This is a genomic window from Vibrio sp. D420a, assembly GCF_030248625.1.
Classification (GTDB): domain Bacteria; phylum Pseudomonadota; class Gammaproteobacteria; order Enterobacterales; family Vibrionaceae; genus Vibrio; species Vibrio fortis_A.
The window spans coordinates 58,364-70,665 of sequence record NZ_JAHGAN010000029.1; the positions used below are offsets into that span (position 1 = coordinate 58,364).

The window sequence follows — 12,302 nt, forward strand, 5'->3', positions numbered from 1 at the left end:
AAGTTCACCTTAAAATTGTTTGAATCTAAGCTCGTGGGTGGTGCTGAGCATGAATTTGCTTCAGTCTTTCCGTTGCCACGTGAGTATAAATTTGGGTTGTCGATAAGTCACTATGTCCCAATAACATCTGTACGACTCTGAGATCGGCACCATAGTTCAGTAAATGTGTTGCAAACGCATGTCTTAAAACGTGCGGAGACAGTAGTTCCGTATCTATACCTGCGATCACCGCATAGTGCTTAATACGATACCAAAAGGTTTGTCGGGTCATCTGCTTGGCACGTTTACTCGGGAAAACCACATCCGAGCTATTCTCTCCAAGCAGCTGAGGGCGACCTTGCTCAATAAAGGTTTCGATCCAGTCTATGGCATTCTCACCCATTGGAACCAAGCGTTCTTTACCACCTTTACCAATCACCCGCACCACACCTTGTCTTAAACTGATGTTCTCCATCGTTAGGCTGACCAGCTCAGTCACACGCAAGCCAGTTGCGTACAACAGCTCCAGCATCGCTTTATCTCTAAGCTCAATCGGGTCATTCGGATCTGGAGCATCCAGTAAGGCATCAACCTGCTCTTCACTGAGATCTTTGGGTAAGCGCTGAGGCAGCTTTGGGCTCACCAACAAGGCGCTCGGGTCGTCAGCCCTTACCTTTTCACGATGCAAATATTGAAATAGACGACGAATCGCCGACAACATACGGGCACGCGAAGTCTGTTTAAAGTTCGCATCGACCAACCAACTCTGATAATCCTGCAAGCCGGATAAGCTAATGAAGTCCAAGCGATAATTATTCTTTTCCATCCAATCAAGCAGCTTGGCAAGATCCGTACGATAGGAGGTGAGCGTATTTTCCGAAAGCCCTCTCTCCATCCACATCGCATCTAAAAATTGTTCAACAAGACCATGATCGGCGTTCTGCCCTTGAGGCGACTGCATAGCTATTCTCATCATATTGGAAACTGTTTTGAGATTAAGCTACAGACCTGATGAAAGCTATAAAAATTACGACTTGGGCGGATAATCGCTGCAATCGAATTCAATTTATGGTTAGAATTCGCCATCTCAAAATAAAAATCGAACACATGCTATGAAAATTGGACTGTTTTACGGCTCAACCACCTGTTACACAGAAATGGCCGCAGAAAAGATTCGCGGTATCATCGGCGAAGACTTAGTCGACATTCACAATGTAAAAGAGACGCCACTTTCATTGATGGCCGACTACGACCTACTGTTACTGGGTATCTCAACTTGGGACTTCGGTGAAATCCAAGAAGATTGGAATGAAATCTGGGATGACCTAGCAACCACACCTGTAAAAGGCAAAGTCGTGGCACTGTTCGGACTGGGCGACCAAGAAGGCTATGGCGAATGGTTCCTTGATGCGATGGGTCTATTACACGACGAACTAAAAACCGTAGGTGCGGAGTTTGTCGGATACTGGCCAAACGACGACAGTTACGAGTTTGAAGCATCAAAAGCCTTAACAGAAGACCAATCACAGTTTGTAGGCCTTGCTCTTGATGAAGACTCACAATACGAGCTGAGCGATGAGCGAATCGCAGCTTGGGTTGAGCAAGTTCTGGTTGAATACAGCGAAAAGATCTAACTCATCAACCACTCGCTATCACGTGAGTGATGAGCATTAAAACCAGCGAATGTAAAAAGGCCCCGCGACTAATCAGTCACGGGGCCTTTTCTATTTAGTTCGAAAACAGATTAACTCTCAGAGATTAAACCGTCTCTTCAGCCATTTCTGGTGCTGTCGATTTACCTACGAAGAACATGCAGATGATAGCTGCTGTTGTTGGTAGTAACCAACCCATACCAATTTCAAACATTGGTAGCATCTTCAGTGCAGATACATCTACACCCGCTACTTTCGCTGCATCAATCAGAGCGAACAATAGAGACACTAGGATAACTACACGGTATGCCATTTGAGGGTTTGGCAGCTTCTTGCGTAGGAAAGTCAGTGCTACCAATGCAATCGCTACTGGGTATAGTGCAAATAGAACCGGTACTGACAGCGAGATAAGCTGAGCTAGGCCAACGTTAGCAACCGTCGCACACGCTACACCGTTGATGATTACCCAAGTTTTGTAAGACATCGGTGTTAGAGAACTGAAGTACTCAGAACATGCAGAGATAAGGCCGATAGCCGTCGTCAAACACGCTAGCAGTACAATCACAGACAGAACGATCTGACCTGAAGGACCAAATAGAGATTGAACGTATTGGCTAAGAACCACACCGCCATTATCTGCACCAGAAGCTACCGCAGCACTTGTCGCGCCAAGGTAGAATAGTGAGATGTAAACAAACGCTAGACCCGCAGCCGCAATACAACCTGCGCTGATCAGGTACTTAGTTGTCGCTGCACGATCAGTGATGCCTTTGCTGCGAATCGCATCCACGATCAGCATACCAAACATCAGAGAACCGAAAGTATCCATGGTGTTGTAACCTTCAAGGAAGCCTTTGGTTAGAGGTTGAGTTAGGTAATCACCGTGTGCTGCAACGATCTCACCTTGTGGGTTAACAAAAACTGCAATCGCTAGAATCACTAGACCAATGAATAGTGCTGGCGTCAGTACCTTACCAATCACATCGATCAATTTACCCTGTGACCATGCAAAGAACATCGCAATCGCAAAGAATGCAATCGAGAAGATCGTTAGGTGTGCTTGAGCTGCATCGATGAAGAACGGCTTCACTGCCATCTCGTAAGCCACTAGGCCAGTACGTGGCGCTGCGAACGCAGGACCGATGATGATGAAGATCAACACCGCCATGATCGTCGCTGCTTGTTTTGGAAGATCTTTAGTTAGATGACCCCAAGAACCACCAGCAACCGCGATAGCAACAATCGTAATTAAAGGAAGACCTACCGCAGTTAAAAGAAAACCAGACATCGCTGGAATGACATTTTCGCCCGCTAATTGACCGGCGAGAGGTGGGAAAATGATGTTACCCGCACCCAAGAAAAACGCAAAAAGCATAAAGCCCAATGCCATAATATCTGTTAGTTTTAGACTCTGTTTCACAGATAATCCTTAATTATATTTTTGAAATGATGTTGTGCTTGCGTGAATGTTACAGCTAAAAACTGCCATTCAATCTATAAAATAGTCGCGCATAATGACGAAACACTCAGTCAGCTGCAAGCTACCGCAGAAAAACACCATATTAATTTGCAATTTCATACAAAAAGCAGTTTATTTCACTAGTTTTGAAAAAATAGCCACAATTATAAACTACTCATAAGTTGCAACAATTAAAACCAAATCAGAACAAAAGCCTGTACAAAAGATCAACAACAAAGCTAAATAGTTAAAAATTCCGGTACCTGCAGATTTATGAAAGAAAAAACGCTAGAGACAAAAAGCTTTAATTTTAAACAGTTTTCTATTTATGGTGGGCAGAGTGGAATGCCTGTCAGCACCGATGGCGTACTACTGGGTGCATGGACACAACTTAACCGCCAACAAAACGTTCTGGATATTGGTACCGGTACTGGCTTGTTAACACTGATGCTGGCGCAGCGTTACCCTTCGGTAAACCTTGCAGCAATAGATATCGACCCTGACGCCATTCATGCCGCCAAGATTAACTTCGACCACTCCCCTTGGAGCGATCGTCTACAGCTCTATTTTGGTAGTGTGCTAGAGGTTGAATTACCAGAGCAATTCGACGCCATCATCTGTAATCCACCCTATTTTAATTCCGGAGAGCAGGCGGCACATAGCCAACGCGCTACGGCTCGTCATACCGCTAGCCTTGATCACAAAGCGCTGGCTGTACGCAGCTACGAACTCACGACAGAATCGGCCACTGCGAGCTTTATTCTGCCGATGGTTGAAGGGGAACAGTTTATTGAGCTCACCAAACAGAGTGGGTGGTATCTATCGCGCCGACTGGATGTGAGAACCACCGCCAGAAAGCAACCTACACGTCTTTTGTTTGAGCTATCTAAAGATCCCGATGTGCAACTCGACCACCAGCAGCTATTAATTCACGATCAAAATGGTTACAGCGAGGCGTTTATCGCCCTAACCCAAGATTTTTATCTCAAGATGTAGCAAATACCATGTGATCCTAATCACTAATGCTTCTATAATGTCCGACTACTCTTTTTTATCGTCTGCCAACGACGTGCAGACACATTTATTGCTTGTGGAGAAACAACAGTGATCAGAACCTTTGCAGAACTCGATCTAGAACAAGAGCTGCTTAAAGCAATCGACGAGATGGGTTACGAACGCCCAACACAGATACAAGCTGAAGCAATCCCACAAGCGTTAGATGGACGAGACGTTTTAGCTTCTGCACCAACAGGTACTGGTAAGACTGCATCATTTGTTCTACCAGCACTTCAATACCTACTGGACTTCCCACGTAAGAAAGCGGGCCCAGCACGTATGCTGATCCTAACGCCGACACGTGAGCTAGCAATGCAGATCGCAGACCAAGCTCGTGATCTTGCAAAATACACCAGCCTTAACATCTTCACCATTACCGGTGGTGTGATGTATCAAGAGCACGCAGATATCCTAGGCACGACTCAAGATATCGTTGTTGCAACTCCAGGTCGTCTAATGGAGTACATCGAAGCAGAACGCTTTGATTGCCGTGCTATCGAATGGCTGATCCTAGACGAAGCAGACCGCATGCTAGACATGGGCTTTGGTCCAGTTGTTGATCGTCTATCTGCAGAGTGTCGCTGGCGTAAACAGACGCTACTATTCTCAGCTACTTTAGAGGGGAAAGGCGTTGAAGGCTTCACTGAAGATCTACTAAACAACCCAGCAGAGATCGATGCTAAATCTTCTCTACGTGAGCGTAAAAAGATCACTCAGTGGTACCACCGCGCAGACACAGCTGAGCACAAGCTGGATCTTCTTAAGCACATCATCACTGAACAAGCAGAACGTACTATCGTGTTCCTAAAAACACGTGAGCGCCTAGCGGACCTTCGAGCTCAACTAGAGAGCGCACAGATCCCATGTGCTTGGATTCAAGGTGAAATGCCACAAGATCGCCGTAACAATGCGATTGCTCGCTTCCGTGATGGCACTGTGAATGTCCTACTGGCAACTGACGTAGCAGCTCGTGGTATCGACCTACCAGACGTGAGCCACGTAATTAACTACGACATGCCACGTACCGCTGACGTTTACCTACACCGTATTGGCCGTACAGCTCGTGCTGGTAAGAAAGGTAATGCTATCTCATTAATCGAAGCACACGACCAACCAATGATTGAGCGTGTTGCGCGTTATACTAAAGAGAGCATCAAAGAGCGCTTCATCGAAGGTATGCGTCCTACGCACAAGAAACCTGTCTTCAAAAAGAAGAAAAAGGTGAAGAAGGACGATAAGAAAGGCGCAGCTAAAAAAGCAGCTAAGAAAAAGAAGAAGTAGTTGCTTTAGGTCACTCATTCGGTGACCTAACCCACTCTACAGAATAACAAAAGCCCCTGATAGCAACGCTGTCAGGGGCTTTTTAGTCATTGAGATAAAACGAAGATTAGTTTTGTTCTTCGCGCTTGAACACTAGCTCTTTTGCGTTCGACTCTTCTTCAACAAAGTAGTAGCCCGCAGTATCAAACTGAGTCAGCTTTTCAATCGAATCAACACGGTTTTCAATGATGTAACGTGCCATCATGCCACGCGCCTTTTTCGCGTAGAAGCTAATCACCTTGTATTGGCCATTCTTACAGTCTTTAAATACAGGGGTGATCACCTGACCATCTAGGTTCTTTGGCTTCACTGCTTTGAAGTATTCATTCGATGCAAGGTTGATAAGCACATTATCGCCCTGAGCGTTTAGCGTCTCATTGAGCTTATCAGTAATCAGGTTGCCCCAGAACTGGTAAAGGTTAGTACCACGAGCATTCGCTAAACGTGTACCCATCTCTAAGCGGTAAGGTTGCATTAAGTCCAACGGCTTAAGCAAACCATACAGGCCTGACAACATGCGTAGGTGCTTTTGTGCGTATTCGAAATCCGCGTCCGTCAGAGTTTCCGCTTCAAGGCCGGTGTAAACATCGCCCTTAAATGCCAGAATAGCTTGGCGAGCATTCTCTTGAGTGAAGGTTTCGCTCCACTGCTCAAAACGCGCCACGTTAAGGCCGGCAATCTTATCGCTCACCTTCATTAGCGCCGAAACATCTGCAGGCGTTAGTTTACGGCACTCTTCAATCAGCTCGGCAGAGTGTTCAATAAACTCTGGTTGAGTAAACTGCTCGGTAGCCAATGGTGATTCATAATCTAATGTCTTTGCTGGTGATACGACAACTAACATAACTTTACCCTAATCGGTTATCTGACTTTATGCTTGATAGAGTATAGAAAAAACATCAATTTGTCTTTATGACTCTTCCTATTACTTCGATAGATAAACACCTATTTCACTAATGTCCACACAATAAAAAAGGCTAAGGTATCACTACCTTAGCCTTTCAATTTGAGAAACGGTGGACGCTCTATATTGCTCAGCGTCGCATCATAAGATTACTTCTTGTTGCCGTCCCAAATACCATCTTCTAGCTGAGACTTAAGCTCTGGGAAATCGTTCGCATCAAATGTTGGAACTTTACCCGCGTCTAGTTGACGGTTGTAGTCTTTCGCAAGCTTAATCACGATGCCTGATAGCAGGATAATCGCTACCAAGTTAACGATCGCCATTAGACCCATAGATACGTCAGCCAATGCCCATACTGTTGGCAATGTTGCCATTGAACCAAACATAACCATACCTAGAACGATAACTCGGAAAAGCACTAGGCCTTTCTTGTTGTTGTGCTCAAGGAAGATTAGGTTCGTTTCAGCGTAAGAGTAGTTCGCGATGATTGAAGTGAAAGCGAAGAAGAAGATCGCTACCGCTACGAAGATACCACCCCATGAACCTACTTGTGCTGTTAGTGCACGTTGAGTCAGTTCGATACCTGTTACTTCACCATGAGGAACGTATTCGCCCGACATTAGGATGATCGCAACTGTTGCTGAACAGATAACGATAGTGTCCATGAACACACCTAGCATCTGAACGTAACCTTGAGACGCAGGGTGCGGTGGGTAAGGCGTTGCTGATGCCGCTGCGTTTGGCGCAGAACCCATACCTGCTTCGTTCGAGAATAGACCACGTTTGATACCGTTGATCATTGCTTGAGCGATTGCGTAACCTAAACCACCCGCTGCAGCTTCTTGCAGACCGAATGCACTCTTGAAGATAAGAGCCAATACTTCTGGCACTTTCTCGATGTTTGCGAACATGATGAACAATGCAATAGCAAGGTAAGCTAGCGCCATGATCGGTACGATGATTTCAGCAGTACGTGCGATCTTACGGATACCACCGAAGATAACGAATGCAGAGATAACAACAATCGCAATACCTGTGTAGCTGCGCTCAAAGTCAAACGCTGTGTTCATAGCGCTTGCAATTGCGTTTGCTTGTACCGCGTTGAAAACAAGACCGAATGCAATAATTAGGAAGATAGAGAATAGAACCCCCATCCAACGCATGCCTAGACCTTTTTCCATGTAGTATGCAGGGCCACCACGGTAGTTACCGTCGTTGTCGCGCGTTTTGTACAGCTGAGCCAGTGTGCTCTCTGCAAACGACGTTGCCATACCTAGCATCGCAATTAGCCACATCCAGAAGATAGCACCTGGGCCACCAGCAGTTAGAGCAACAGCAACACCAGCCATGTTACCTGTACCAACACGAGCAGCAAGACTAGTACAAAGAGCTTGGAAAGATGAGATACCAGCGCTGTCTGCTTTACGGCTGTTCTTCAGGACTGAGAACATGTGGCCGAAGTGGCGGAATTGAATGAAGCCTAGTCGTACGGTGAAGTAGATACCCACACCAACGAGCAAGTAAACTAAGATTGATCCCCAAAGAAGATCGTTCATTAAATTGATTAAATCTGTCACGTGAACCTCGTATTGAGTTTAAGCACCGATCATGCTTCCTAGCCTTCCTCTTAATCGCCTATGCCTCTGTCAATGTTGTGTCGGCATTCGTTGTTATGTTCTTGCGGCGATTGAGACTGTAAATGTCGCTTCATGCATCCATTTTACGTATCAGTGTATTTTTGACGGGCGGATAATGCAGTGAGATTTAGCAAAAATCAATATGCAAAAAATCACATATAAAAGTGACATTTCACTAAAAAATCACCTTTTGTTAACACAAACCGCAACAACAACACCTCATAAAAGTCACATTATCGGGACATAAGCTCAACAATGGACAGTATCTCTCTTTAACCTGCACAGCATCCTATAAAACAGCCATCAGCCTAGGCTTTACAAGGTATAGTGAACAATCACCGTTTTTGGAAGTATCAAGTAAAACTCCTACCTACCTCATTGATAAGTGCTTGGTTGCATTGTAACGAAAGGAGCATAAGCTTCGCACAATGAATTAACATTCTCAGACAGTGAATTTAATCGTTTTCCTAAGTTTGTTTGCCTAATTTTTGAACACAAATATGAGCCGCATGTGTGATGGTAAGTCAAAAAACCACACGAAACCTTCATGAATATGAAACAAATGAGAAACAAATCAAAGTTATGGTGGCATTAATTATGGTATTTAATGGGTCCGAAAGGACTATTCCCACGGAAGGAGATATAGCTTATGGATAACTTTCAATACGACGAAATGACTGAACTTGATCTACCTCGTGCAACGCAGAAAGCGCGTTCAAAGCCTCTAAAGCGTAAATGGCGTGAGATTGAGGAGATTAACGATCGTCGACGCCTTCAAAAAGAACTCATGGACATGAATCTTGGCTTAGATTTCGACCTCGACGATATTAAGCTTTAATAGACACGATAAATAAAATAAAGGCACCCAACTGGGTGCCTTTTCTCTTTCTACAACTATTATAGAGAGCTAAACACACTCTTCTTCACTTTGGCGAACTCGAATTGCCAACTGACGGTACTGATCGGCAATCGTGTCACCAAACACAGGATCATCCTCGGGCTGTTGCCAAAGCTCTTCAACACTGCGCCAGTCTTGCACCGAAAAAGCTCCGACAATAATCGGTAGAATAACTTTCTCTTCATATTCCATGTGCTTTCGCTGCGCTTCTATAAATGCTGCAAGCTGATCAATAAACACCTGCTGAGGAACTACCGCATCTTGAAGAATCATCTCAACCACATCTAAGAAGTCAGCGGTCTTCTCCGCCAACAGCTGATGTTCAAGTTCCAGATCTTCGATGGCCTGCTGTTTACCGTAATGTTTTAAATAGTGACGGTAGATAATGTCTTCTTTCGGATGATGCACCTTATCTGAGTGGTTCATTAAATAGTGCACCACTTCCGCCACTAGGCTGTAGTTTATCGCTCGCTCTTTCTGTAGAAGCTCAAGTTTGGTCTTTAAAATCATGAGCAGACGAGCCATGTAACCATGCTCTCTTCTTATCCTTTCTATCATCATAGTATTGCACTCCATTACACCTACTCTTTGTAAGTGTATATGAAGATAGGATAATCGGGTTTGATGCTGCTCAGAAAACCATCAAACTAGACGTCAAATGGTAAACACCAATCAATTGCAGGCAAGTTTTGTGACTTCAATAGCTGATTGGTTTGAGAAAAGTGCTTACAGCCAAAAAAGCCGCGTCGCGCAGAAAGTGGAGATGGATGCGGGGCACTCAAGACAAAATGCTTACTCTCATCAATAGCTTGCCCTTTCTTCTGAGCATGCGCACCCCATAATAAGAAAACAATCGGTTCATTGCGTTCGTTAAGTTGCGCGATGATATGATCGGTAAACGTCTCCCAACCACATTTAGCATGCGAATGTGCCTTACCCTCTTCTACTGTAAGAACAGTATTAAGCATCAATACGCCCTGCTTCGCCCATGACTCAAGGTAACCGTGTGTGGGTGGCTCAAAACCCTCAATGTCATCGGCAAGTTCTTTATACATGTTGCGCAGAGAAGGCGGGATCTTAACCCCTGGCAGTACAGAAAAGGCCAAACCATGCGCCTGCTGAGCACCGTGGTATGGGTCTTGCCCAAGAATCACCACACGCACATCCTCAAAGGGCGTCATATCAAAGGCGCTGAATACCTGATCTTGGGGTGGATAGATGATCTTACCATCTCGTCTTTGCTTTTCTACAAAGTCGTTGATGTGCTGAAAGTAAGCTTGGCTCTGTTGCTGACGAATAATCTCTTGCCAAGTCTGCGACGAACTCATTGAATTGCTCCCAAACGATGCCACTCAAGTAACGCTAGTAAATGACACAAGCGAGTTGCTCAGATAAAAATAGCGGGATGAGTGATAACTGTGACTGTAAAGCCTAGTTATACCTCATACCGCTATTAATAGACATCATTGTCCAAATTCGCAGATAGAGACTCATCGATACTCACCGCTGAATAAAAAGAAGGGAATCACGATTGACCTTTCTGAGGCGTTCGATGATGACCGTGACTGTGAATATGACGATTCGGAGTCGGCAAGCGTGGGGTCGCATGAACCGTCGAGACATGAAGATTAGCTTTAGGTGTGTAAGTGGTCGAATACATAATGGCACCCTCCTCTATTACATAGTGAAATACATATTCATTAAACACTATGAAAGAAAGGTGCCAACAATCTCATTTAGCCACAACTTTTTTAAGGTTTACTGTACTCAATGATCACTCTGCGTTCAAAGATGCGTGATGATACATTCTAAGTTGTTGAATTTCCTCTTTCCAAATCGAAGAATCGATCGTTTCTAGGATCAGCGGGATATTATCAAAACGCGAATCGCTCGCGATATACTCGAAACACGCCCAACCAATTTCCCCTTGCCCTAGCGAATGGTGTCGATCGACACGGCTTGCGAACTCAGCTTTTGAATCATTGATGTGCATTGCTCTCAGATAGTGCATACCAACAATACGATCGAACTCAGCAAAGGTCGCTTCACAGGCTTCCTTGGTTCTCAAGTCGTAACCAGCTGTAAAGGTGTGGCAAGTATCTAAACAAACACCCACTCGAGTTTTATCTTCAACCTGATCGATGATTTCCGCTAAGTGCTCAAACTTCCAACCTAAATTAGTCCCTTGCCCAGACGTATTTTCAATCACGGCGATCACATCCGGTACCGCGCGATGAGCAATATTGATAGACTCCGCGATCCTCGCCAAGCAGTCACTTTCAGACATTTTCTTTAAATGACTCCCAGGATGGAAATTAAGTAGTGTCAGACCGAGTTGATTACAACGCTCCATCTCATCAATAAACGCCGCGCGAGACTTTTCGAGCTTCTCCTCTTCTGGGGCACCTAGGTTAATCAAATAAGAATCGTGAGGAAGGATATGCTCCGCGCCAAAGCCGAGCATCTTGCAGTTGGCTTTAAATGCACTGATGGTTTTTGGCTCCAATGGCTTTGCCGCCCACTGCCTCTGATTCTTAGTAAATAGCGCAAATGCGTTGGCGCCAATTTCTCGTGCACGCATAGGAGCTTGATCGACACCGCCAGCCGCAGAAACATGAGCACCTATGAATTTTTGGCGGGAATTCGGGGCGTTTTTTTCCAGAGAATTACTGTTTGTCATTAAATCACTTCACACTTACAGAATGGCGGATAAATACTTGTTTATATCCGCATCAGTTCAATAAAAGCTCTATTTTTGTAGTAAATTTACAACAAAAATAACCGTTAAATATTTTTTATAGTTTAAAATATTTTGTAACTATATTGTTTTCAAAGCTTTTATTGATTTAACTCAAAATAATTACCATTAAAAAATTAAGGTTTTTGGTTGTTTTTTGACTTAAATCAATATTAAACTAGCTAAAAATAGGTATATATAAGCCAGCTCAACAAAATTCGAAAGTTAACACCATAAATCAAACCACATTCAGTGGACTAGGAGATAGTGATGATCCAAGGTATTCAAATTACTAAAGCAGCAAACGACGAACTACTTAACTCAATCTGGCTACTAGATAGCGAAAAGAACGAAGCGCGTTGTGTTGCAGCAACTGCTGGTTTCGAAGCTGACCAAGTTATCCCAGCTGCTGATCTAGGTGAGTACGAGAGCCGTGAAGTTGCAATCGAAACTGCACCTCGCATCGAAGGTGGTCAACACCTAAACGTAAACGTTCTTAAGCGCGAAACGCTAGAAGACGCAGTTGCTCACCCAGAGAACTACCCTCAGCTGACTATCCGTGTATCGGGCTACGCTGTACGTTTCAACTCGCTAACGACTGAACAGCAACGTGATGTTATCGCACGTACGTTCACTGAGTCTCTATAATTTAGAGCTTAA

The 12,302-nt window shown here is 44.5% G+C and carries 13 protein-coding genes; 5 read left to right on the forward strand and 8 right to left on the reverse strand.

What is annotated here, in order from left to right; genetic code table 11:
• Positions 1-25: 25 nt before the first annotated feature.
• On the reverse strand, positions 26-940 hold the full coding sequence (gene xerD / locus KI743_RS18805; RefSeq protein WP_285467731.1) for a site-specific tyrosine recombinase XerD: 915 nt from the start codon (positions 938-940) through the stop codon (positions 26-28).
• 151 nt (positions 941-1,091) lie between these two features.
• Here xerD and fldB point away from each other — a divergent pair, with 151 nt between their 5' ends.
• Entirely contained in the window at positions 1,092-1,613 is a 522-nt protein-coding gene (fldB, locus tag KI743_RS18810; RefSeq protein WP_150870967.1) for a flavodoxin FldB, read from the forward strand.
• A 124-nt stretch (positions 1,614-1,737) separates the two neighbouring features.
• Here the strand turns inward: fldB and brnQ are convergent, their stop codons facing one another.
• Positions 1,738-3,051 carry a branched-chain amino acid transport system II carrier protein gene (gene brnQ, locus KI743_RS18815; protein WP_285467733.1) on the reverse strand — a complete coding sequence of 438 codons (1,314 nt, stop codon included), beginning with the start codon at positions 3,049-3,051 and terminating at the stop codon, positions 1,738-1,740.
• Between the two features lie 312 nt (positions 3,052-3,363).
• Between brnQ and KI743_RS18820 the strand changes: the two genes are divergently transcribed.
• The gene (locus tag KI743_RS18820) at positions 3,364-4,086 is read left to right on the forward strand and encodes a tRNA1(Val) (adenine(37)-N6)-methyltransferase (RefSeq protein ID WP_285467734.1); all 723 of its coding nucleotides are present in this window, start codon (positions 3,364-3,366) and stop codon (positions 4,084-4,086) included.
• 108 nt (positions 4,087-4,194) lie between these two features.
• Entirely contained in the window at positions 4,195-5,427 is a 1,233-nt protein-coding gene (srmB, locus tag KI743_RS18825) for an ATP-dependent RNA helicase SrmB (RefSeq protein ID WP_032553156.1), read from the forward strand.
• Between the two features lie 106 nt (positions 5,428-5,533).
• Here the strand turns inward: srmB and yaaA are convergent, their stop codons facing one another.
• Positions 5,534-6,310, reverse strand: a complete 777-nt coding sequence (gene yaaA / locus KI743_RS18830) for a peroxide stress protein YaaA (RefSeq protein ID WP_150870961.1) — start codon at positions 6,308-6,310, stop codon at positions 5,534-5,536.
• A 209-nt stretch (positions 6,311-6,519) separates the two neighbouring features.
• Positions 6,520-7,947: a sodium:alanine symporter family protein gene (locus KI743_RS18835; protein ID WP_285467737.1), complete on the reverse strand. Its 1,428-nt coding sequence runs from the start codon at positions 7,945-7,947 to the stop codon at positions 6,520-6,522.
• Between the two features lie 709 nt (positions 7,948-8,656).
• Here KI743_RS18835 and KI743_RS18840 point away from each other — a divergent pair.
• Positions 8,657-8,845, forward strand: a complete 189-nt coding sequence (locus KI743_RS18840; RefSeq protein WP_152468167.1) for a DUF3545 family protein — start codon at positions 8,657-8,659, stop codon at positions 8,843-8,845.
• Positions 8,846-8,914: 69 nt separating this feature from the next.
• Here the strand turns inward: KI743_RS18840 and KI743_RS18845 are convergent, their stop codons facing one another.
• The 4 genes from KI743_RS18845 to nfo all read right to left on the reverse strand — a co-directional run bounded on the left by KI743_RS18845 (position 8,915) and on the right by nfo (position 11,585).
• Positions 8,915-9,466 carry a hemerythrin domain-containing protein gene (locus tag KI743_RS18845; protein WP_150870955.1) on the reverse strand — a complete coding sequence of 184 codons (552 nt, stop codon included), beginning with the start codon at positions 9,464-9,466 and terminating at the stop codon, positions 8,915-8,917.
• 86 nt (positions 9,467-9,552) lie between these two features.
• Positions 9,553-10,233 (reverse strand): uracil-DNA glycosylase, encoded by a 681-nt coding sequence (gene ung / locus KI743_RS18850; RefSeq protein WP_285467740.1) that lies wholly within the window; start codon positions 10,231-10,233, stop codon positions 9,553-9,555.
• Between the two features lie 197 nt (positions 10,234-10,430).
• Positions 10,431-10,565, reverse strand: a complete 135-nt coding sequence (locus KI743_RS18855; protein ID WP_285467742.1) for a hypothetical protein — start codon at positions 10,563-10,565, stop codon at positions 10,431-10,433.
• 114 nt (positions 10,566-10,679) lie between these two features.
• Positions 10,680-11,585: a deoxyribonuclease IV gene (gene nfo, locus KI743_RS18860; RefSeq protein WP_150895820.1), complete on the reverse strand. Its 906-nt coding sequence runs from the start codon at positions 11,583-11,585 to the stop codon at positions 10,680-10,682.
• Between the two features lie 327 nt (positions 11,586-11,912).
• Here nfo and grcA point away from each other — a divergent pair, with 327 nt between their 5' ends.
• Positions 11,913-12,290, forward strand: a complete 378-nt coding sequence (gene grcA, locus KI743_RS18865; RefSeq protein ID WP_150895821.1) for an autonomous glycyl radical cofactor GrcA — start codon at positions 11,913-11,915, stop codon at positions 12,288-12,290.
• Positions 12,291-12,302: the final 12 nt, after the last annotated feature.